Consider the following 21,861-nt stretch of genomic DNA (forward strand, 5'->3'; position numbering starts at 1 on the left):
CTAGCTTGACAACTTCCGGGTGAGCTATGGCCAGAGCCGGGTGCAGGTGGTGTGGAACCGGGTGATCCTGCCCGACACGTCCTCCCTAACACTGGACAACCTGGTGGGATCCGACCCTGCTGGCCGGGCCGGGCTCGAAGATGGCGTGGACTGGCACTGGGATCGCGTCTTCGCAGGGGCCGCACTGACCTCGCTGCTGGGCATCGGTGCCGAGCTGGCTGCGCCCGAAAACCGACAGGACGGCAACCGCATCGTGATCGCCGGACGCGACAGCCTGCAGGACAGCATGAACCAGATCGGCCAGGAAGTGACTCGACGCAACCTGAACATCCAACCGACACTGACCGCTCGACCGGGTTTTCCCATGCGCGTCATCGTCAACCGAGACCTGGTGCTGCGGCCCTACCAGCCGCTGTTTTTCGTTCGGGGGACGCCGCGATGAGCACGAACCAAAAACTTCGACTGGGGCCTCTGCCCAAGACCGAAAGCGTCAAGCTGACCTTCTCTTGTCCGTCCGAACTGAAAGCCGAGTTGGATCGCTACGCCGCGCTGCATGCGCAGACCTACGGAGAGGCGACTGATGCGCTCACCCTGATTCCGCACATGCTGGCGGCGTTCATGGCCAGGGATCGAGGATTCCGGCGAGGAGATGCCCAACGTAAGACTACTTTGGGGTCGACCAAGTCGGCCGACGCTGGCAGGGCGCCGGAATGAACTGTATGGTGATAGCGTTTGCGCCCACCTGGCTACATCTTGGGTTGGGCCGTAGCCGAAAAGCGCTGATCAAGCGTTTCGCCGAAGTCATCGGTTGCAGCGAGAGCGCGGCACACCACAAAGTCAAGAACGGCGCGTGGGTGGGCAGCAGCTTCATGGTGTTCGATGCGCCCGAGCGCCGCGAGCACCATCCGCAAGGCGGCGCAGCATGACAGACGAAACGATCAACGCCGAACAGTGCGCCGAGCTCCTGCACTGCACCGAGCAACGAATCGAGGAACTGACCCGAACCGGCGAACTACCGGGGATGAAATTTGGTCGTGGCTGGATCTACGTGAAGGCCGACCTGTTGGCCTACATTGCTGACCGCGCCCGGAAGGAGGCTGAAGAGCGGCGCCAGGACCTCAACGCACGAAAGTCGGTGCCGCGCCTGGACATACCGATCAAGCCGCGGCGACAGACGCCTCCACCGCTTCCGGTGCCGGCCAAAGCCTTTGCGCAAGGTCCACGCCCCTGAAGCTGGCGTAGCGCTGGGCCATCACCGAGCCCGGCTTCCATCCCATGATCTTGTTCAGTTCCTCCAGACGGAACATGTCGCGCCCGTCTTTGTCTTTCAGCTCCAGCCATCGGCATGTAGCTTCGTGTCTCAGGTCGTGTTCATGGAGGCCAACGATGTCCATGTACTCGAAAGCGATCCTGAAACGGAATGACAGCCGTTGACTGGTACGCACCAAGCCCTTTTTCCCTTCCTCGACCCCTTCCTCGTGGAGGAACGGGAAGAGGTTCGCGTCGGGTTCAAACGGCGGCCGCGATGCAAAGTACGAGGAGAGCGCCTGATGCACTTCGGGACGCATCGGGACATCTCGATAAGAAATCTTCCCACGCCACTGCTTGGTCTCCTTAGCATGGATCACCTTGTTCTGCATGTCAATCTGGCCCCTGGTCAGTGTGTACGCCTCCCTGAGCCGCAGTCCCGTGTTCAGGATCAGCAGGTACAAGGTCAACAGCGCATCGCCTCCCTTGAGTTCGAGGCCGCGCGAGCGGTCCGGCCGCTCATAGCCCGACAGCACCGCCACAATCTTCTCGTGCTCCCCTGGCAGCAGGCGCCTGTCGCGCGCCACGTTCACCTTCACCTTGCCTCCCTTGGCTTTCGCCATCTGGGCATCGACGTCGGTATAAGTCGAGTAGCCCTTGGGCAGCAGCTTCACGGGGTTGCTTATCTTGACGTTCACGTTGTGCCGCAGGTACTCGTCAATGGCCCGGCTCAGCGCCTGAATGCGGTGCTTGATAGACGAAGGGGACAGGTTCTTCTCCACCTTCAGGAAACGGAGATAGCCGGTCAGCCATTTGTAGCTGGCGTCCGAGAACCGCACCGAACCCACCTCGCGTGTCAGCGTCTTGAGCGTGAGTATTTGCGAAGGCGCCGCGAAGCCGCTGTCCGACCACTCACCAAGAATGCGCAGCAAGCGCACGCCGTCGCCGGGAGACGTGGGGGCAGTCAGTTCTGCCGGCGGCGGGATGTCCGCGTGCTTCATCAGCTTCCACTGCTGCCCGTACGCAATGGCTTCGGCCTCGGTGTCGAAGGTGAAGTACTTGCGCCCGTTCGGAATCGATGGGTGCCTCAGCCCTATTTCCCACTTCCCGGATGGCTTGAGTCGGGGTTTTGCCATGCCACATCTCCATCATGTCAACGAGATGGATCATCGCATGATCTGATCGAGTTTCAGCCGCCATTTTGTGGCGTCTACAGGTGCTTTTGAGACGCTCCTCAAGTACCGAACTATCTGTAAGTTATTGATCTATAAAGATTTCAAAAACTACAGCAAACACAAAAATCAGCTACAAGATCGAACTGATTCAGCGGGCCGATACCCAGACCGGCCAAGGCCTGCGCTGAACACCCACCGAAACCCATTCATTCCCCATAAAAAACCCGGCAACGCCGGGTTTTTTGTTCGGGAAACCGTGCCAGTTACTCGGCAACCATCACTTCGACGCGACGCGCTTCGGCGTTGCTGCCCACGCTGTCCAGCATTTGCTCGGGCTTCTTGAGCTCCAGGCTGCTTTCGGCCACACCGGCACCCACCAGCGCGTCACGCACCGAGAAAGCGCGTTGTTTGGCCAGCTCGGCGTTCATGGCGGGGTCGCCCGTGGCGTCGTGAAAGCCCGACAGCACCAGCCGCTTGCCCGCCTTGGCCGCGGCAATGGCATCGCTCAGCGCGTCCAGAGCGCCGGTCGCGAGTTCGGCTTTGCCCGAGGCAAAGTAGAACTTGACCACACCGTTGTCCACCACCACGCTGGCGTCGTCAGCCGCGGGGGCCGGGGCCGCCACAACAGCCTCCACCGCTGGCGCAGTGGCGGCTGCTGCGGGCTCAGCACCGCTGCGGGCTTTGTGAATACCAATGCCGAGCGCCAGGCCAACCGCCAGCAAAATCGTGGCAACCAACACCACCGCTACTACGCGAACATCCTGGTCGTTATCTTGGGAAGACATGGGCAACACTCCGTGAAGAATAATAAAGAGAAGAAAACCGAAATGGATTTGAAGCCCGCCAGCCAACGGAATACACGTTAATCCAAACGACTGACAAGAACAGCCCGCGATTGTAAATGGCCTACCCTGACACCCGTCTTGCCCGCACACGGCCCACCACGCGGCCACCAGCCACCTGGGACCCTGCCCTGCGTGATGGCGCCCAGATGATGGCCACCACCCTGGCGCAGTGGCGTGCCCAAGGACCCCAACCCGATCTGTGGGTGTTTGCCTACGCCTCGCTGGTGTGGCGGCCCGAGTTTGAAGCGGCCGAGCAGCGGCTGGCTCGCGTTCATGGCCACCACCGCAGCCTGCAAATGTGGAGCCGCATCAACCGCGGCACGCCAGAGCGCCCGGGTTTGGTGTTTGCCTTGGTGTCGGGCGGCAGCTGCACCGGGCTGGCACTGCGGGTGCCCCACCACCAGGTCGAAGCCATGATGCCCACCCTGTGGGCGCGTGAAATGCCCAACCCGGTGTACGACCCCAAATGGTTGTCCTGCCAAACGGCCCAGGGCACGGTGCTAGCGCTGGCGTTCACGCTGTCGCGCCGCAGCCCGAGCTACACCGGCACGCTGGACGCCGCGCAATACCGCGACATTTTCAAACACGCCGTGGGGCGCTATGGCAGCACGGTGGACTATGCGCGCCAAACGCTGGATGGACTGCAACGGCACGGCATTCAAGACCCTGCGCTGCGCGCCTTGCTGCAACTGGCCGATTGACCCAGCACAAGACGGCGCACGAAGCGCACTTCTATACTGACTGCATGAACATTGCAGACCTCCGCAAAAGCTACGAAAAAGCCGAACTCAGTGAGTCGGCCTCACACACCGACCCGCTGCAACAGTTTGCGAAATGGCTGCAAGAAGCCATCAGCAGCGAAGTGCCCGAACCCAACGCCATGACCGTGGCTACCGTGGGCTCCGACCTGCGCCCCAGCACCCGCGTGGTACTGATCAAAGGTTACGACGAACGCGGCATCGTCTGGTACACCAACTACGCCAGCCGCAAAGGCCAGCAACTGGCCGGCAACCCCTATGCGGCGTTGCAATTCCATTGGGTGGAGCTGGAGCGGGTGGTGCGCATTGAAGGCACGGTTGAAAAAGTGAGCGACGAAGAAAGCGACGAATACTTTCACAGCCGCCCCCTGGACAGCCGCATCGGCGCCTGGGCCAGCCCGCAAAGCGAGGTGATTTCTGGCCGTACCGTGCTGGTGGCCAACGCCGCCCGCTACGGCGCGCAGTTCATGCTGCAGCCGCCGCGCCCACCCCACTGGGGAGGCTACCGGCTCAAGCCCGAGCAGTGGGAATTTTGGCAAGGCCGCAAAAGCCGCCTGCACGACCGGCTGCGCTACACCGCCCAGGCCGACGGTGGCTGGCTGCGCGAGCGCCTAGCGCCCTAATCACAGCAAGAAAACGTCAGGCCAGCAGTTCGATGGTTTGATCCGCGACCGCTTGCAACTGCACGGCGCTCACAAGCTGCGGCGCAATTTCAGCCAGCGGCACCAGCACAAACGCCCGCTCCAACATGCGGGGGTGCGGCACGGTTAGTGTGCGTGAATCGACGCGCGCAAGGCCATAAAGCAGCAAGTCCAGGTCCAGCGTGCGCGGTGCGTTGCGGTAGGGGCGCTCGCGGCCAGCAACGTTTTCAATCGCCTGCAGCGCGGCCAGCAAGCCCGGTGCGCTGAGCGTGGTCGCAACTTCGGCCACCGCGTTGATGTAATCGGGGCCTGTGGAATCGACCGGCGCTGTGCGGTACAGGCTGGAGCTGCGCACCCGCTGCACACCCGGCACCTGGCCCAGCGCCACCAGCGCAGCGCGCACAGTGTGCGCGGCATCGCCCAGGTTGGCGCCCAACGCAACAAAGGCCGTGACAGCGTCACGGCCTTCGGTCTGGGCATTGGCTGCGCGGTGCACCGCCAGGCTCAATCTGCGGTCGGGCTCTCGCTGCCCTGTCCGCCTTCGCCGTTGGGCTTGCGGCGGCGCCGACGGCGTTTTTTGGCCGGGGCAGACTCGCTTTCGCTGTCGGATGAAAACGCACTGCCAAAACCCACACTTGCCGGTGCTCTGTCGGCGTCTTGAGCGCCCTCACGGTCATCGCCGTCTTGGGCTGGCGCACGAAAGCGGGGATCAGGTGCCAACGCGTCCGCAGGCTCAGCGGCGGGCGATACCCCGCTGGCTTGGGCGGGATGATCGGCATCGGTGCGCTTCACGCGGCGGGCCTTGCCCGGCCCCGGTTTGGCCAGGCTTTCGCGGCGCTGGGCATCCACCATGTCTTCACGCACCTCGTCAGAAGCGTGCTGGAAAGTTTCCCACCAGTGAGCCAGTTCTTCTTCCACTTCGCCCACCTGGGCGCGCAGGCGCAAAAAGTCAAAACCAGCGCGGAAACGCGCCTGGTCGACCAGGCTGAACGGCGAGGTGCCCACGCGCTTGTCAAACCGCGGCTGCATCATCCAGATTTCACGCATGTCCGCGCCGAGCTTGCCGCGGCCCGACACGTCGCCAATGCGGGCGTCAAACGCTTCGTCCACCGCCTCTTGCAGCGCAGCAAACGGCGGTGGCGGGCGCTGGCCTGGGCGCGCATTGAGGCGCTGGCTCCAGCCCTTGCGCACGTCGGCCCAGAGCACGCAGGCCAGCAAGAAGCTGGGCGCCACGGGCTTGTTTTCGCCCACGCGGCGGTCGGTGTCTTGCAGCGCAAGCTTCACAAACGGGTCTTCGGCGCGCTGCACCACGACGTCGAGCAGTGGGTAAATGCCGGTGTTCAACCCCACCGCTTTCAGCTGGTCCACGCTGGCCAGCGCGTGGCCGGTTTGCAGCAGCTTGAGCATTTCGTCAAACAGGCGGCTCTGCGGCACATCGGCCAGCAGGTTGCGCGACGAGGCCAGTGGCTCCAGCGTCTTGGCGTCAAACTTGAAGCCCAGGCCGCTGAGCTTGGCGGCAAAGCGCACGGCACGGATGATGCGCACCGGGTCTTCGCGGTAGCGCGTGGCGGCGTCGCCAATCATGCGCAGGGTAAGCTTCTTGGCGTCGCGAATGCCGTTGTGAAAATCAACCACAACCTGCGATTCCGGGTCGTAGTACATGGCGTTGATGGAGAAGTCGCGCCGCGCGGCGTCGTGCTCGATCGGGCCCCACACGTTGTCGCGCAACACACGGCCGCTGGCGTCTACCGCATGCGTCATGCCGGCCAGCGCACCCTTGGACGTGCGCTCGTTGCCCGCCACCTGCTCGGCGTCGGCGCTGTCGAGGTAGGCGCGGAAGGTCGAGACTTCGATCATTTCGTGCTCACGGCCGCGGCCATAGACCACGTGCACGATGCGAAAGCGCCGCCCGATGATGAAGGCGCGGCGGAACAGGCCTTTGACCTGCTCGGGGGTGGCGCTGGTGGCCACGTCAAAGTCTTTGGGCCGCAGGCCCAGCAACAGGTCGCGCACGGCGCCGCCCACAATGTAGGCCTCAAAACCGGCTTGCTTGAGGGTGTGCACCACGTCGAGCGCGCGCTGGTCCACCAGGCTGCGGTCGATGCCGTGGACCGACACGGGCACGTCTTCGCGCTTGCCAAATGGGCTGGCCTTGCGGCTGGAGGCGCTGGATTTGCCCAGCAGCTTGTCGATGAATTTTTTGATCATTCGAATAGATTCAATATGCGCCAGCCCCGCTCGGTAGCAATGGCCTGGAGCCGGGCGTCCGGGTTGGTGGCCACGGGCTCGTGCACTTTTTCCAGCAGCGGCAGGTCGTTGATGGAGTCGCTGTAGAAGGTGCTGTGCTCAACGCTGGACCAATTCAGTCCACGCGCGGACAGCCATTGTTCCACACGCGCGACTTTGCCCTCGCGAAACGACGGTGTGCCGCGAATGGCGCCGGTGGGATTGCCCTGGGCATCGTGCTCCAGATCTATCGCAATCAGCTCGTCCACGCCAAAGGCTTTGGCGATGGGGCGGGTCACAAATTCGTTGGTAGCGGTGACGATGACGACCTCGTCACCCGCCGCCTGATGCGCCCGCACCAGGTCCAGCGCCGGCTCGCGCAGCGCGGGCAAGATGACGTCTTGCATGAAACGGTGGTGGGCTTCCTCGGCTCGCTGGCGGCCGTGCTCGCGGACCGCGCCGGTGGCAAAGCGCACGTATTCGGCGATATCGAGCGTGCCGGCTTTGTAGTGGGCGTAAAAAGTGTCGTTGGCGCGGGTGAAGCTGTCGGCATCGCGCCAGCCCAGACCCACCGTGAACTGGCCCCAGGCGTAGTCGGAATCCAGCGGAATCAGCGTGTGGTCCAGGTCAAACAGGGCCAGTCGAACGCGCTGGGCGGCAGGGGGGGTGGCAGTCAAGGCTTGGGTCGGTCGGTTCATTCGTTTTCGAGCATCGATTTGATCAGCGGTATGGTGATGGCCCGCTGGGTGCGCAAGGCGTAGGCGTCGAGCTGGTCCAGCAACAGCATGAGGCTGGAAAGGTCTCGGGAAAAACGGGTGAGCATGAAGTCCATCACCTCGTCGCCCAAAAACACACCACGTTCGTCGGCAGCCCGGCGCAACACCGAGCGCCGCTCGGCCTCACCCAGGGCGTGCAGTTGAAACACATGGCCCCAGCCCAGGCGGGTGCGCAGGTCTTCGCGCAGTTGCAGGTCGGCAGGCGGCCGGTCGGCTGTGGCCAGCACCCAGCGGGCCGGGCCGTGGGCCGGGTTCTGTGCATTGATAAACCAGTTGAACGCCGCGGCCTGCTGCTCGGCGGTGTAAAGGTGGCAGTCGTCCAGCAGCACCGCGTCCCAGTGGTCGTCGTATTCGCCAGGGTGCAGGCGGGTGGCGTCGATCCAGCCCACGCGGCTGCCATGCTCGCGCAGGGCTTCACGCACCGCGCTCAGCAGGTGCGTTTTGCCGCTGCCGCCCTCACCCCACAGAAAGGTGGGCACGGGGGAGCGCAACGGGTTGTCGGTCCACAGGCGCAGGTGCTCCAGCGCAGCTTCGTTGCCCGCCACGGCAAAGTTGGCCAGGGTAGGCACCGGTGCGAGACCAATGTCCAGCGCCATTTGTTTCATGGGAACGGGTGCGGCGCTCAAACGTCAGCCTTCGAAGATGCGGTGGCAGGCGGCGACTGGTCCAGATACAGCTTGCTGGCCATATAGCCGTGTTTGGCGCGCCGCATGGCCACCAGCAGCACGGCGCTGGCGGGCAGCGCAATGAGTACGCCCACGAAACCAAACAGATGGCCAAATGCGAGCAACGCAAAGATGACGGCAATAGGGTGCAGCCCAATGCGCTCGCCCAGCAGGCGCGGCGTGAGGTACATGCTTTCAATCACCTGCCCCACCAGGTACACAGCGCCCACCAGCGCCACACCCAACAGGCTTTGAAACTGCAACAAAGCCGCCAGCAGCGCCAGCACCAGCCCCAGACCAAAACCGAGGTAAGGCACAAACACCGCCAAGCCGGTGAACACCCCAATGGGCAGCGCCAGCTTGAGGCCTACCAGGGCCAAGCCCACGGTGTAGAGCACCGCCAGCACCCCCATGACGAGCAACTGACCCCGCAAGTATTGGCCGAGCACGCCGTCGGTTTCATCCAGAAAACTTTGCACACCCATGCGCCAGCGAGGGGGAATAAGCGTCTTGGCGCGCTCCACCAGGTTGATCCAGTCCAGCAGGAGGTAATAGGCCACGATGGGCATGAGGAACAAATTGCCAAACACCGCTGCGAGCGCACTGCCACCAATGCGCAGGGACGACAGCAAGCCTTCGACGAGTTCGCTTTCGTGGCCGGTGATGAGTTTGCCAAGCCATTCGCGCACCAGGCTCACGTCCACCTGTAGGTCAATGCCGAAGCGGGCGGCCACCGGCAGCAGGGCGGTGTTCAGCCCCTCCAGCAAGGCCGGCACTTGCTCCCGCAGCAGCGGCACTTGCTTGGTGATCACGGGCACGATCAGCAACAGCACCGCCAGCAGCACCAGCATCAGCGCTGCAATGGCCAGACCGGCGCCAAGCCAGCGCGGCACACGCTTGGCGTGCAGCCGCTCCACCAAGGGGTGCAGCGCATAGGCCAGCACACCCGCCAGCAGAAAGGGCATCAGCACCGGCGCCAGCAGCGACAGCAGCAGCCAACTCACGACGGCGATCACGGCCCAGAGTGCGGCGCGGATCTGGTTGGGGGTCAATGACATGGGTCGGTGCGTCGGGGTTGAACGGGTCGCGGGGGCAAACCCTTAAAATCTGGGGCAAATTCTATCGGGCCGCATTCAGGGTACCCGAAAGTCTTGCCCATTCTGTCCCAACGACCCGCCCGGCTCTCCCGCCGTGCCCTGCCCTTCATGACCCAAAGCACCACCCCCCTTTCGTACAAAGACGCCGGCGTTGACATTGTTGCTGGCGACGCGCTCGTCGAACGCATCAAGCCGCTGGCCAAAAAGACCATGCGCGAAGGCGTGCTGGCCGGCATCGGCGGCTTTGGCGCGCTGTTTGAAGTGCCCAAGCGCTACAAGGAACCGGTGCTGGTCAGTGGCACCGACGGCGTGGGCACCAAGCTCAAGCTGGCGTTTGAATGGAACATGCACGACACAGTGGGCATTGACCTGGTGGGGATGAGCGTGAACGACGTATTGGTGCAGGGCGCCGAGCCCTTGTTTTTCCTGGACTACTTCGCCTGCGGCAAGCTGGACGTGGACACCGCTGCCGCCGTGGTGGGTGGCATTGCCCAAGGCTGCGAGCTGTCCGGCTGCGCGCTGATTGGCGGCGAAACCGCTGAAATGCCCGGCATGTACCCCGCCGGCGAGTACGACCTGGCCGGTTTTTGCGTCGGTGCGGTCGAAAAAAGCAAGATTCTGACCGGTCAAAACGTGACCGCTGGCGACGTGGTGCTGGGTCTGGCCTCGCACGGCGTGCATTCCAACGGCTTCTCGCTGGTGCGCAAATGCATCGAACGCGCTGGCGCCAGCCTGCCAGAAACGCTGGACGGGCAGCCGTTCAAGCAGGCCATCATGGCCCCCACCCGCCTGTATGTGAAAAACGTGCTGGCCACGCTGGCCAAGCACCCCGTGAAGGCGCTGGCCCACATCACAGGTGGCGGCCTGCTGGAAAACATCCCGCGCGTGCTGCCCGAAGGCACCGCCGCCCACCTGACCAAGGGCAGCTGGCCCCAGACCGAGCTGTTCGCCTGGCTGCAAGCCACGGCCGGTATTGATGATGTGGAGATGAACCGCACCTTCAACAACGGCATTGGCATGGTGGTGGTGATCGCCGGGGAGGAAGCGGCCGCCTGTGCCGCCACGCTGCGCGAGCTGGGTGAAACGGTTTACGAGATCGGGGCCATCGGCGCGCGCGGCGAAGGCGCGGCCGTAACGGTGGTCTGACGCCAGGGCAGCTGGTTAGACCAGTTGCTCAGACATCAGCACCCGCACACCGGGTGTGCCTGCCAGCGCCGCCTGCAGCAGGTGGTGGGCAATACGAGCTGCGGGCACCACGCGGTAACGCCTGGGCAGCAAGGGCTGCAGCAGCGTTGACAGCCGCACCGCCAGCTGCTCGGCGGGGCGTTCTTGCTGGCGCTCGCCACCGATCAGGCCTGGCCGCGCACACGTGAGCGATGGGTAGCCCAGTGCTTGTAAATCCCGCTCCAGTTCGCCCTTGGTGCGCGAATAAAACACACGCGATGCCGGGTCAGCCCCCAAGGCTGAGTTGAGCGCGTAGGCCTTTGCGCCATGGCGCTGAGCCAGACGCGCCACCTGCAGCGGGTAGCCGTGATCCACACGGTAAAACGCAGCCTGTGAGCCTGCCGCCTTGATGGTCGTGCCGAGTGTGCAGATCACCGCCTCCACCGCCCACCAATCTGCGTCCTCCGGCAAGTGGTCAAAGTCCACCAGCGGGTTGAGCAGCTTGGGGTGTGGCGCCAGCGCGCGGCGCGTGGGCGCCACCACCTGGTGCACCCGCGCGTCTGCCAGCGCCTGCTGCAGCACGCAATGCCCCACCAGACCCGTGGCGCCCACCAGCATCAAACGTGACATAACGTGCTTCCTTGTGCAAAACGCCCATTGTGGTGCCGGCAAAAAAATCGGCAGCGGTCACCGGCGCTGGGCGTCGATCTTGTCCAGCAATGCGCGGTACCCCGGCAAACGGGGACCGCCCAGCGCCACGGCCTTCGAGGCCGCCTGGTGTGCCGCGCCCAGCTGTCCCGACTCAAGGCGCACCTGCGCCAGGTTGTTCCACGCGTCGGCGAAGTCTGGGTGAGCCTGGGTGGTGGACTCAAACGCGCGCGCGGCGTCTTCGCGGCGGCCCAGCGCGTAAGCGGTGTTGCCCAGGCCCAAGAGGCTGATGCGGTGCCCAGGCCAGGCAACCAGCGCCGTGGCGTAAGCGGTTTCGGCGGCTTGCGCGTCCACCCGCTCCAGCGGCGCCACGGCACTGGCCCAGGCGTCGGGTTGTGCGGTGGCCGGCAATTGGGTGGGTGGGCTGACCCGGAAAGCCCAGTGGTCCGACCGCGCCCAGGTGTGCTCGAAGGTCGACAAGGGCATGGCCATGCGAGCCGTGGTCCCCGAATGCAGCAAGATCTCGCGGCGATCGCGGTCAAAGCCCACCACCACCGCGTAATGCCACATGGGCGAGATAGGCAGCGACAGGTTTTGCAGCACCAGCACCGGATGGCCACTGGCCACTTCGGTCAGCACAGCCTGCAAGCTGGGCGCCAGCGGGTAGGCCACCAAGCCCTGGCGGCGCGCAGCCGCCAGCATTTCCAGCTGCAAGGCACCCTGGCGCCCAGGCAGGTAAACCTGCGGCGTGAGCTGTTCGGGCGTGACCGACTTGCCGGCCGCCTGCGCCACCATGGCCAAGGTGGCCGGACCACAGAGGTTGTCGTCTTGCGGGTGAAAAGGCACCCGATCCAACAACACGCGCTCGGGGAGTTGCGTGGGCCACTGCCGTTCCAGCTGCGCCAGTTGTGGGGTGGCAGCACAGCCGCCCAACAAGAGCGACGCACAAAGCAGAACCCCCGCCAAAGCGGGGGCTGCGTGGGGAGATCGACAGACGCTCATCGAATGCTGCGTGTGAACGGGAACACTTTGGTGAGGCCCATGATGTCGGTCACCAACAGGATCAGGAACACCGTGAACAGCACGCCTACCACGCCAGCACCAGCAGGCGCCTGGTCCACGCGGTCGGCCAGTTGGGCTACTTCGGCGTCGGACAAGGCCTGCACACGGGCAATGGCGTCGCTGGCGCTCACACCTTGCGCTTGCAGCGAGGTTTGAACGTCGTCCCGCGAGAAGAACGCCGTGACGCGCTCACGGTCGGCGTCGCCAGCAGCGGTCACCATGGCTTGCTCGGTGGACACCATGGAGGCTTGGGCCGTGAGGGGAACACCCGCCAGCATGACGCAAGGAATCATGACGGCGGCGACGAGGCGGTAGAGTTTTTTCAGCATGGTGGTGGTTCTCGTTGGGTTGGACTTTGCTGCAAAAAATGACAGCGCCAATGGCATTGTTGAAGGGCTTGGGGTGGCAGGTCAACCCCGGTTACACCCCCACACATGAGGCGCTCAAAATGTAAAAAAGTCTGTTCGCTGGCGCACAGAGCGCAGGTAAAACACAGCACCGCCCGCGCTTGCGCTGCGGTCATCAGCTCAGGGCGCGGCGCAGCTCCTGCAGGCGCTGGCCAATCGCATCGCGGTCCAGCGCGTCGTCGGTTTGCGCCAGGTAGGTGTCCAGATCGGCCACAGCAAGCCGGTTGTCACCCATTTCGGCCCATGCCAGGCCGCGGTCTCGGTATTCGGTCCAGGCATCGGGCAGCAAAATAAGCAGCCGGTCCAGCACCGCAATCAGACGCAGCCAGTCTTCTTGCGTGCGGTGCACTTCCTTCAGATTGCGCAACATGCGCGCCAAAATATCGCGCGGTGTCGCCGCCTGCAGGTAAAGCCCGACCGGCACGTCGAAATCGTCCACGAGACCGTTGCGGCGCTTGTAAGGCTCCAGCCGCTCAGACAGGTCTTCCCGGCTCAACGACTGCCCGGTGAACGGGTCGATCACCGCCTGGCCATTGGGCAAATTCACCTTGACCATGAAGTGACCCGGAAAATTGACACCCCGCGCCTTGAGCCCCAGACCCTGGGCCAGTTCCAGCCACAACACGGCCAGCGCAATGGGAATGCCGCGGCGCGTGCGCAGCACCACGTTGAGATAGCTGTTGTCGGGGTCGTAATAGTTGTTGACGTTGCCGCCAAACCCCATGTCCCGAAAGAAAAACTGGTTCAAGACGCGTAGCCGCTGCAGCGGGTCGGTCACATCCCCACAGCGCCGGCGAGCACGGGCCAGCAGTTGGTCCACGTCGCCCAGCACCTGCTGCACATCCAGGTCGGGGTACTCGTCTTGCGCAATGGACGCAGCAGCCTCCAACAGCGGCAAGCTGTCGTCATCACCCACCAGAGCAGCGAAATAACCCAGAGGCGTGGGCACAGAAAAGTCAAAGGCAGAGGACATGAGTTGCAACGCCAGTCAGCGCCATGAAGCGGCAATGGACCTTATTTTCTGACGAACTGGCGCAGATTCAAACCAGCCAGCAACAAGGCCAGAAAATACACCAGCACCCCGCCCCCCACACAAAGGGCCAGCAGGCCCACACGCTGCAAGGCTTGGCCCTCAAAGCCCAGCCAGGCGAAGCGGGCCGCAGCCCACATCAGAAACACCGCCAGCAGCGCGCTGGCCGCCACCACCTGCAAGCCAAAACGCGCCCATCCCGGGGTAGGCATGTAGGCACCGCGGCGCATCAGACCAATCAACAGCCACAAGGCATTGACCATGGCACCCAGACCAATGGCCAGCGCCAAACCCGCGTGGGCGAAATACGGCACCAGCAAAAAGTTCAGGCACTGCGTCAGCACCAGCACCACAATGGCGATCTTCACCGGCGTACGAATGTCCTGCCGAGCGTAAAAACCGGGCGCCAGCACCTTGATGGCGATCAAACCGATCAAGCCCGCGCCGTAGCCCATCAGCGCCACCGACGTCTGCTGCACATCGGCCGCCGTAAAAGCACCGTAGTGGTAAAGCACAGCCACCAAGGGCTTGGCAAAGGTCAGCAAAGCCACCGCACAGGGCACCGCCAGCAACACCACCAACCGAAGTCCCCAGTCCAGCAAGCCGCTGTAGCGCACAGCATCGTCAGCCGCCTTGGCCGCAGCCAACTGGGGCAGCAGCACCACACCCAGTGCTACACCCAGCATGGCCGTGGGGAACTCCATCAACCGGTCGGCATACGTCAGCCAGCTGACACTGCCGGTCACCAAATGGGACGCGATCTGGGTGTTGATCAGCAAGGAAATTTGGGCCACGCTCACGCCCAGCAGCGCTGGCAACATCAACGTGGTGACGCGCCGCGTACCCGGGTGGTTCCACGCCGCTTTCAGCGAAGACCAGCGCAACCGGACGTGAGGCAGCATACCCAACCGATGCAAAGCCGGGATCTGCACCGCCAGCTGCAGCGCACCACCCAGCAGCACGCCACCCGCCATGGCGTAAATCGGCTCGATACCCAGGCTTTTAAACCAAGGCGCGCCCCAGTAGGCGGCGGCAATCATCGCCACATTCAGCAACACCGGCGTGGCAGCCGGTACGGCAAAGCGCTTCCACGTGTTCAAAATGCCGGCCGACAACGCCACAAACGACATGAACGCGATGTAGGGGAACATCCAGCGCGTCATGAAAACAGCGGCCTCAAAGCCCTGCGGGCTTTGCTTCAAACCGCTGGCCATGGCCCACACCAACACCGGCGCGCCGGCGACCCCCAACACACAGGTGATGGTCAAGGCCCAGGCGAGCACCGTCGCAATCTGGTCCACCATCTGACGGGTCGCTTCATCGCCCTCCTTTTCACGCACACCGGCCAGCACAGGCACAAAGGCCTGGCTAAACGCCCCTTCCGCAAACAGGCGGCGCAGCAAATTGGGAATGCGAAAAGCAACGTTGAACGCATCGGTCAGCGCACTGGCACCAAACGTGGCGGCCATCAACAGCTCACGCACCAAGCCAGTGATGCGTGAAACCAGCGTCAACAAAGAAACGAGGGAGGCGGATTTGAACAGGGTCACCGGAGAAGTGTACCCAGCGCCCATGGAAGCAGTTTGAGCACGCCTCAGCCCAAAGAGGCACCAGACCCATCTGAGCTCGGCGGAGTGCTGCGAGACTGCGACTTAGAACATGCTAAAATCGCGGGCTTTGCTGGCATCATCTCCAAACATTTGAAGGAAAATTACCATGGCAACCAAGCCGAAGAAAAAAAACCCCCGTCTGGCGTCTGGCCGTAAACGCGTCCGCCAAGACGTCAAGATCAACGCCGCCAACACCTCGCTGCGTTCGAAGTACCGCACCGCCGTGAAAAACGTCGAAAAGGCCGTTTTGGCCGGCGACAAGACCAAAGCCACCGAACTGTTTGCCAAAATGCAAAAAGTGGTGGACATCGTTGCCGACAAAGGCATCTTCCACAAGAACAAAGCAGCTCGCGACAAGAGCCGTTTGTCCAGCAAGGTCAAAGCACTGGCTCTCGCCGCTGCCTGATCACACACCGGCCTGAACATTCAGGCCACAGCCCAGACCCGAAGGGTCTGCCGTTTGAAACCGGTGCGCTGCCAGCGAAAAAAAAGCAAACAACCGCCTTCGGGCGGTTTTTTGTTGTTCAAATGCCTTTCATAAAACGCCGCCTCCGGCTCAACCACGCAAAAGCCAGCCCTCGCGCAATCCCCCGCCCTATTCGGCGCACCTGGATGTGTGCGAAGGGCAACAAGTTGGTTGTCCCCGTGCGGCCAAAGAAAAAGGCCGCTAGGAGCATTTCCTAGCGGCCTTTGTCACAGGGTATGGTGGTGGAACACGGAACCGAACCCGCGTCCGTAATCCGAACTAAATAGTAACGCCTTGGCCTTGAGGACGTGGATTCGATGATTTGGCCAAAATCGTCCTGCGCTGCCACTGGGCTTCTTGGGTAGCGCGATCCGCAGCGACGACTGGGCCATTCCGCACATTGGCCTGAGCAGTCTCGGGGAAATCGTCGGCTGGGCGCGCACAGACGAGTTTCCGCCAAGGAACATGCGCACGAGCAAGGGGCTGCGGGCGCTCGGTTACAACGTGAGGATCGGTGTTTGATCTGCGGCCGTGGGCGGCGCCCGCAAGGTCCCGATCAACCCACCGTCCCCTGCGCCGGACCGGCCCGCCCTGGCATACCGTCCTTGAAGATTTGAGTCACATCAATCGGCCAGCAGGTCGCTGGATGTTGACTCTTGACTTTCGGCATGTTAGGCGCAATATCTTGCAAAGTCTTGCAAGAATTTCCTCGAGCGAGGCCGCGTGACGACGGAACTTGTGGGGGTGGTATGACAGCGCGCCAGCAGGCGATCTTCACACTCGACGAGTTGGCTACCTACTTAAAGGTCGGCAAGCGGACGCTTTACCGGCTCGCCGCGCACGGCGAAATTCCGGCCTTCAAGGTCGGCGGGACGTGGCGGTTTCGTCAAAGTGAAATCGATCAATGGATCAATGATCAGATCCAAGCAGGCAGAAAGAAGGAGGTGATACGCACAGATGAGCAGCCGAAGTCAGCGGAACACTCCGTGTCGTCTGGGCGCGCTGTCCGTCGCCGCAGGCAAACGGAGTGAGCGAGAGTCTTCAATTTTTCTTCTGGAGGTGTGACATGGACATTGACTTCAAGAAATTGGCTCCCTGGAACTGGTTCAAGAAGGAGCAGGAAGAACAACAGAGCACTGCCTCGCTCCCGGTGCAGCGCAATGACCTGCCGGTGGCGGGTGGGCCCGCCAGTCCCATCCTGCAATTGCATCGCGAGATCGACCGCCTGTTCGACGACGCGTTTCGAGGCTTCGGTTTCCCGACGCTGGCCATGCCACGCTGGCCGTCGGACTGGCCGGGCATGCTGAAGCCGGCGCTGGACATCCAGGAGACCGACAAGCAGTACAAGATCGCCCTGGAAGTACCCGGCATCGAGGAAAAAGACATCCAGATCACGCTCGACAACGACGTGCTGCTGGTGCGCGGTGAAAAGCGTCAGGAGCAGGAAACGAAAGACGGCGGTTTCCACCGGGTGGAGCGCTCCTACGGCAGCTTTCAGCGCGCTCTGAACCTGCCGGCCGATGCCAACCAGGACACGATCAAGGCCGCTTTCAAGAACGGCGTGCTCACGATCACGATGGAAAAGCGCGAGGCCAGTACGCCCAAGCAGGGGCGCTCGATCCCGATCAACGGCTGACGCGGGGCAGCGCGTTTTTCTCAAAAACCACAAAGAGATGAGGCACCGTGATCGGCGGTGCCTCGTCAGATCAATCTTTACAGGAGCATCAGCATGGCCAGAAAACAATGCCAAGTCTGCGGCCAGCCCGCCACGGTGCGGGTGGAAGCCAATCTCAATGGTCGCCACAGCACCATGCTGTTGTGTGACGATCACTATCGCCAACTGGTGCGCCAGCAAAAGCGCACCGTCTCACCGCTGGAAGCCTTGTTCGGCTCGCGCAGCGGGCTGTTCGAAGACTTCCTTGGCAGCGACTTCTTCCGCATCGGTGACGACGCACCGTCCATGGCGGCCGATACCGACGAGGTCGTCGATGCCTCGTTCGGCGAACCCGCCCCGGCCGGTACGGGCACCGCGCGCCGTCGCGGCAGTGGGCTCGCCAGCCGTATCAGCGAACAGTCCGAGGCCCTATTGCAGGAGGCCGCCCGACACGCTGCAGAGTTCGGGCGCGCCGAAGTCGATACCGAACACCTGCTGCTGGCGCTATCCGACAGCGACGTGGTCAAGACCATCCTGGGGCAGTTCAAGATCAAGGTCGATGACCTCAAGCGCCAGATCGAATCCGAAGCCAAGCGCGGCGATAAGCCGTTCGAGGGCGAGATCGGCGTGTCGCCCCGGGTCAAGGACGCGCTCAGCCGTGCTTTCGTGGCCTCCAACGAACTCGGCCACTCTTATGTCGGGCCGGAGCATTTCCTGATCGGGCTCGCCGAGGAAGGCGAAGGTTTGGCGGCCAACCTGCTGCGCCGTTACGGCCTCACGCCGCAAGCGCTGCGCCAGCAGGTAAGCAAGGTGGTCGGCAAAGGGGCCGAGGATGGCCGCGCCGAGACGCCGACCAACACGCCGGAACTCGACAAGTATTCGCGCGACCTCACCAAGATGGCGCGCGAGGGCAAGCTCGATCCGGTCATCGGCCGCGCGCAGGAGATCGAGACGACCATCGAAGTGCTGGCCCGGCGCAAGAAGAACAACCCGGTGCTGATCGGCGAGCCCGGCGTCGGCAAGACCGCCATCGTCGAAGGGCTGGCGCAGCGCATGGTCGCCGGCGAAGTGCCCGAGACGCTGCGCGACAAGCGTCTGGTCGAACTCAACATCAACGCCATGGTGGCAGGCGCCAAGTACCGCGGCGAGTTCGAGGAGCGCGTGCAGAAGGTGCTCAAGGAAGTGACCGAGCACCAGGGAGAGCTGATTCTCTTCATCGACGAGGTGCACACCATCGTCGGTGCAGGCCAGGGTGGCGGCGAAGGCGGGCTGGACGTGGCCAACGTGTTCAAGCCGATGATGGCGCGCGGCGAACTGAACCTGATCGGCGCCACCACGCTCAACGAGTATCAGAAGTACATCGAGAAGGACGCCGCGCTGGAGCGTCGCTTCCAGCCGGTGATGGTGCCCGAGCCGACGGTAGCGCAGACCATGATGATCCTGCGCGGCCTGCGCGACACCTTCGAGGCGCACCACAAGGTCAGCATCACCGAGGATGCGATCATCGCCGCCGCCGAGTTGTCGGACCGCTACATCACCGCGCGCTTTTTGCCTGACAAGGCCATCGACCTGCTCGACCAGGCGGCCGCACGCGTGAAGCTGTCGGCCACGGCCCGCCCGGTGGCGGTGCAAGAGCTGGAGTCCGAACTGCACCAGCTGCGGCGTGAGCAGGACTATGTGGCCTCGCGCAAGCAGTACGACAAGGCCGCCGAGCTGGGCAAGCACATCGAGGCCAAAGAGGCCGAACTCAAGAAGCTTGTCGAGGAATGGGAACGCGAGCGCGCCTCGGGCAGCGCCGAAGTCAAGGCCGAGCATGTCGCGCAGATCGTCTCGCGCCTGACCGGCATTCCGGTCAACGAGCTGACGGTGGAAGAACGCGAGAAGCTGCTGCATCTGGAGCAGCGGCTGCACGAGCGCCTGGTGGGCCAGGACGAAGCAGTGCGCGCGGTGGCCGATGCCGTGCGGTTGTCGCGCGCGGGCCTGCGCGAAGGCAGCAAGCCGGTGGCGACTTTTCTGTTCCTCGGGCCGACCGGCGTGGGCAAGACCGAGCTCGCCAAGGCGCTGGCCGAGTCCATCTATGGCGATGAAGGTGCTCTGCTGCGCATCGACATGTCCGAGTACGGTGAACGCCATACCGTGGCACGCCTGGTGGGGGCGCCTCCGGGTTACGTCGGCTACGACGAGGGTGGCCAGCTCACCGAGAAGGTGCGGCGCAAACCCTACAGCGTGTTGCTGCTGGACGAGATCGAGAAGGCTCACCCCGACGTCTACAACATCCTGCTGCAGGTGTTCGACGACGGGCGGCTCACCGACGGCAAGGGCCGGGTGGTGGATTTCACCAATACCATCATCATCGCCACCTCGAACTTGGGCTCGGACATCATCCAGCGTCGGCTGAAGGCCCGTGGCGCCGCCGGCGAGGAATACGAGAAGACCAAGGGCGAGGTGATGGACGTGCTGCGCGGACACTTCCGCCCCGAGTTCCTCAACCGCATCGACGAGATCATCGTCTTCCATGCGCTGGGCAAGGAGGAGATCCGCCATATCGTCGGCCTGCAGCTCGATCGTGTGGCCCGCAACGCCGCCAGCCAGGGCGTGACGCTCGCCTTCGATCAGACCTTGATCGATCACTTCGCGGAGGAAGGCTACAAGCCCGAGTTCGGCGCGCGTGAGCTCAAGCGGCTGATCCGCAGCGAGCTGGAAACTGCTCTGGCGCGCGAGATGCTGGGTGGCGGTATCGGCAAGGCCGATCACGCCAGCGCCCGCTGGGACGACAAGGCCGAACGGGTGGTCTTCGAGCGCCAGGAGCCACCCGCGAAGCCGGCCGAGCCTGAGAAGCCCGATGCCGCGAACGTGGCCGAGACGCCGCCGAGCGACGCGAGCAAGCCTGCGCGCAAGAAGAAGTCAGCGGGCGGCGAATCTTGAGTCATGGGGAGGCTGTCGTGTCCGACCCCAACGGGCTGACATGGGCAGCCACCCTCGTGTCGCTGGCGGTCGCTATCCCCACAGCGGGGCACGCGATCATCTACAAGCGTGACCCGCGATCGGCCACGCTGTGGGTACTGCTGATCGCCTTGTTGCCGCTTGCCGGTTCGCTGCTGTATGGGCTGTTCGGCATCAACCGTTACCAGCGGCGGGCGCGGCGGCTGTTTCCGGGGGCAGATCCTGCTGTTCGGCAGGACCTCGTGCCTACGATGCCCCAGGCCGTATCGGCGCCGTTTGCCGGCCTGGCGCACCTGGTGGGACGTGCCACCGGCCAGTCGCTGACCAGCGGCAACCGCATCGAGCCGCTCGTCGATGGCGAGCAGGCCTACCCGGCCATGCTCGCTGCCATCGAGTCGGCGCGGCACAGCGTCGCGCTGGCTTCGTACATCTTCGACAGCCAAGGCATCGGGGCGCAGTTCGTCGATGCGCTGCGCCGGGCTCATGAGCGCGGCGTGCAAGTGCGGGTGCTGATCGACGACGTCTATGCCCGCTGGTCGCCCCGCAGCGCCTACCGCGCCTTGCAACGCGCCGGCGTTCCGGCAGCTACGTTCAACCCGACGTTGATTCCCGCGCGCCTGCATGCCGCGCATCTGCGCAATCACCGCAAGCTGCTGGTGATCGATGGCGAGACGGGTTTCACCGGCGGCATGAACATCTTCGGTCCGTATTGGCGGCCCGATGCGCCGGGCCAGGCCTGTCACGATTTGCACTTTCGTCTGCGCGGGCCGGTGATTGCGCATCTGATGCGGTGCTTCACCGATGATTGGTGCGATACCACGGGCGAGCGGCTCAGCAAGGGTTACTGGGGCGAACCGCCCGTAACGGCTGATGAGCAAGGAACCAGTTGGGCGCGCGGCATCGAGGCCGGTCCCGATGAGGCCCTGGACAGGATGCGCTGGACCTTCATGGGCGCTTTGAGCGCGGCGAAGCATTCGGTGCGCATCTGGACACCTTACTTCGTGCCCGATCAGCCGATGATCGCGGCGCTGAGCACGGCCGCGTTGCGCGGCGTGCGCGTCGAGGTGCTGACGCCCGCAAACGGCGACCATCCCACGGTGCAATGGGCCGCGCGCGCCCACTACTGGCAGGTGCTGGAGCACGGTGTACGCATCTTCGAACGGCCTGGCCCGTTCGACCACAGCAAGCTGATGCTGATAGACGGCCAGTGGTGCTGCCTGGGTTCGGCCAATTGGGATGCGCGCAGCCTGCGCCTCAACTTCGAGTTCAATGTGGAGGTGTACGACACCGCGCTGTCTACGCGGCTGGAATCCCTTTTTGATGCCGCCCGTGATGCATCGAACGAGATATCGGCCATGGCGTTGCGCGCCCGCCCGCTGGCCATCCGCTTGCGCGACGGGGTGGCCCGTCTGTTCACCCCCATTCTCTAGCGGCACGACTTGCGAG

The 21,861-nt window shown here is 63.6% G+C and carries 23 protein-coding genes and 1 pseudogene; 12 read left to right on the forward strand and 12 right to left on the reverse strand.

Going from position 1 to position 21,861, the window contains the following annotated elements:
- Positions 1-10: 10 nt before the first annotated feature.
- The 4 genes and pseudogenes from AC4QBL_RS10360 to AC4QBL_RS10375 all read left to right on the forward strand — a co-directional run.
- A pseudogene (locus AC4QBL_RS10360) lies at positions 11-442 on the forward strand (TraB/TrbI/VirB10 family type IV secretion system protein); the annotation flags it as partial.
- Entirely contained in the window at positions 439-714 is a 276-nt protein-coding gene (locus AC4QBL_RS10365) for a DUF2274 domain-containing protein (RefSeq protein WP_472908336.1), read from the forward strand. The pseudogene AC4QBL_RS10360 and the gene AC4QBL_RS10365, both read left to right, overlap by 4 nt.
- Positions 715-758: 44 nt before the next feature.
- Complete coding sequence (locus AC4QBL_RS10370) at positions 759-926, forward strand: hypothetical protein (RefSeq protein WP_492131580.1); 168 nt, start codon at positions 759-761, stop codon at positions 924-926.
- Complete coding sequence (locus AC4QBL_RS10375) at positions 923-1,231, forward strand: helix-turn-helix domain-containing protein (protein ID WP_082321908.1); 309 nt, start codon at positions 923-925, stop codon at positions 1,229-1,231. Before AC4QBL_RS10370 ends, AC4QBL_RS10375 begins: the two co-directional genes overlap by 4 nt.
- Here AC4QBL_RS10375 and AC4QBL_RS10380 read toward each other — a convergent pair.
- Together AC4QBL_RS10380 and AC4QBL_RS10385 are read right to left on the reverse strand one after the other, a co-directional pair.
- A complete protein-coding gene (locus tag AC4QBL_RS10380; protein ID WP_472908338.1) occupies positions 1,158-2,384 on the reverse strand; it encodes a tyrosine-type recombinase/integrase in 1,227 nt (408 codons plus the stop codon). The two genes, AC4QBL_RS10375 and AC4QBL_RS10380, sit on opposite strands and share 74 nt — an antisense overlap.
- A gap of 302 nt (positions 2,385-2,686) precedes the next feature.
- Positions 2,687-3,208, reverse strand: a complete 522-nt coding sequence (locus AC4QBL_RS10385; protein ID WP_472899852.1) for an OmpA family protein — start codon at positions 3,206-3,208, stop codon at positions 2,687-2,689.
- A gap of 206 nt (positions 3,209-3,414) precedes the next feature.
- Here AC4QBL_RS10385 and AC4QBL_RS10390 point away from each other — a divergent pair, with 206 nt between their 5' ends.
- On the forward strand, positions 3,415-3,969 hold the full coding sequence (locus AC4QBL_RS10390) for a gamma-glutamylcyclotransferase (RefSeq protein WP_472908354.1): 555 nt from the start codon (positions 3,415-3,417) through the stop codon (positions 3,967-3,969).
- A 44-nt stretch (positions 3,970-4,013) separates the two neighbouring features.
- The gene (gene pdxH / locus AC4QBL_RS10395) at positions 4,014-4,649 is read left to right on the forward strand and encodes a pyridoxamine 5'-phosphate oxidase (RefSeq protein ID WP_472908339.1); all 636 of its coding nucleotides are present in this window, start codon (positions 4,014-4,016) and stop codon (positions 4,647-4,649) included.
- 16 nt (positions 4,650-4,665) lie between these two features.
- Here the strand turns inward: pdxH and folK are convergent, their stop codons facing one another.
- The 5 genes from folK to AC4QBL_RS10420 are packed head-to-tail and all read right to left on the reverse strand — an operon-like array spanning position 4,666 to position 9,392.
- On the reverse strand, positions 4,666-5,175 hold the full coding sequence (gene folK, locus AC4QBL_RS10400) for a 2-amino-4-hydroxy-6-hydroxymethyldihydropteridine diphosphokinase (protein ID WP_492131581.1): 510 nt from the start codon (positions 5,173-5,175) through the stop codon (positions 4,666-4,668).
- Positions 5,172-6,875 (reverse strand): polynucleotide adenylyltransferase PcnB, encoded by a 1,704-nt coding sequence (pcnB, locus tag AC4QBL_RS10405; RefSeq protein WP_472908341.1) that lies wholly within the window; start codon positions 6,873-6,875, stop codon positions 5,172-5,174. The genes folK and pcnB overlap by 4 nt, the downstream gene beginning before the upstream one ends.
- Positions 6,872-7,570: a histidinol-phosphatase gene (locus tag AC4QBL_RS10410; RefSeq protein WP_472908342.1), complete on the reverse strand. Its 699-nt coding sequence runs from the start codon at positions 7,568-7,570 to the stop codon at positions 6,872-6,874. Before AC4QBL_RS10410 ends, pcnB begins: the two co-directional genes overlap by 4 nt.
- A gap of 17 nt (positions 7,571-7,587) precedes the next feature.
- Positions 7,588-8,274: a DnaA regulatory inactivator Hda gene (hda, locus tag AC4QBL_RS10415; protein WP_472899857.1), complete on the reverse strand. Its 687-nt coding sequence runs from the start codon at positions 8,272-8,274 to the stop codon at positions 7,588-7,590.
- Between the two features lie 17 nt (positions 8,275-8,291).
- Positions 8,292-9,392: an AI-2E family transporter gene (locus AC4QBL_RS10420; protein WP_472908343.1), complete on the reverse strand. Its 1,101-nt coding sequence runs from the start codon at positions 9,390-9,392 to the stop codon at positions 8,292-8,294.
- 147 nt (positions 9,393-9,539) lie between these two features.
- On the opposite strand from AC4QBL_RS10420, the gene purM reads away from it, so the two are divergent.
- Complete coding sequence (purM, locus tag AC4QBL_RS10425; RefSeq protein WP_472908344.1) at positions 9,540-10,577, forward strand: phosphoribosylformylglycinamidine cyclo-ligase; 1,038 nt, start codon at positions 9,540-9,542, stop codon at positions 10,575-10,577.
- 15 nt (positions 10,578-10,592) lie between these two features.
- Here purM and AC4QBL_RS10430 read toward each other — a convergent pair whose 3' ends face one another.
- From AC4QBL_RS10430 to murJ, 5 genes are all read right to left on the reverse strand, one after another.
- Positions 10,593-11,225: a Rossmann-fold NAD(P)-binding domain-containing protein gene (locus tag AC4QBL_RS10430; protein WP_472908345.1), complete on the reverse strand. Its 633-nt coding sequence runs from the start codon at positions 11,223-11,225 to the stop codon at positions 10,593-10,595.
- A 57-nt stretch (positions 11,226-11,282) separates the two neighbouring features.
- Positions 11,283-12,179 (reverse strand): PA2778 family cysteine peptidase, encoded by an 897-nt coding sequence (locus AC4QBL_RS10435; RefSeq protein WP_492131582.1) that lies wholly within the window; start codon positions 12,177-12,179, stop codon positions 11,283-11,285.
- 62 nt (positions 12,180-12,241) lie between these two features.
- On the reverse strand, positions 12,242-12,634 hold the full coding sequence (locus AC4QBL_RS10440) for a PA2779 family protein (protein WP_472908347.1): 393 nt from the start codon (positions 12,632-12,634) through the stop codon (positions 12,242-12,244).
- A gap of 193 nt (positions 12,635-12,827) precedes the next feature.
- The gene (locus AC4QBL_RS10445; protein WP_472908348.1) at positions 12,828-13,685 is read right to left on the reverse strand and encodes a SirB1 family protein; all 858 of its coding nucleotides are present in this window, start codon (positions 13,683-13,685) and stop codon (positions 12,828-12,830) included.
- Positions 13,686-13,726: 41 nt separating this feature from the next.
- On the reverse strand, positions 13,727-15,292 hold the full coding sequence (murJ, locus tag AC4QBL_RS10450; protein WP_472908349.1) for a murein biosynthesis integral membrane protein MurJ: 1,566 nt from the start codon (positions 15,290-15,292) through the stop codon (positions 13,727-13,729).
- A gap of 166 nt (positions 15,293-15,458) precedes the next feature.
- Between murJ and rpsT the strand changes: the two genes are divergently transcribed.
- The 5 genes from rpsT (at position 15,459) to cls (ending at position 21,845) form a co-directional block, all read left to right on the forward strand.
- Positions 15,459-15,758, forward strand: a complete 300-nt coding sequence (gene rpsT / locus AC4QBL_RS10455) for a 30S ribosomal protein S20 (RefSeq protein WP_304839857.1) — start codon at positions 15,459-15,461, stop codon at positions 15,756-15,758.
- An 809-nt stretch (positions 15,759-16,567) separates the two neighbouring features.
- A complete protein-coding gene (mads1, locus tag AC4QBL_RS10460; RefSeq protein WP_008906267.1) occupies positions 16,568-16,849 on the forward strand; it encodes a methylation-associated defense system helix-turn-helix domain-containing protein MAD1 in 282 nt (93 codons plus the stop codon).
- Positions 16,850-16,884: 35 nt separating this feature from the next.
- Positions 16,885-17,454: an Hsp20/alpha crystallin family protein gene (locus AC4QBL_RS10465; protein ID WP_472908350.1), complete on the forward strand. Its 570-nt coding sequence runs from the start codon at positions 16,885-16,887 to the stop codon at positions 17,452-17,454.
- Positions 17,455-17,547: 93 nt separating this feature from the next.
- A complete protein-coding gene (clpK, locus tag AC4QBL_RS10470) occupies positions 17,548-20,397 on the forward strand; it encodes a heat shock survival AAA family ATPase ClpK (RefSeq protein WP_009238724.1) in 2,850 nt (949 codons plus the stop codon).
- Between the two features lie 17 nt (positions 20,398-20,414).
- A complete protein-coding gene (gene cls / locus AC4QBL_RS10475; protein ID WP_472908351.1) occupies positions 20,415-21,845 on the forward strand; it encodes a cardiolipin synthase in 1,431 nt (476 codons plus the stop codon).
- Positions 21,846-21,861 lie beyond the last annotated feature (16 nt).

This window comes from Hydrogenophaga sp. L99 (assembly GCF_058731905.1).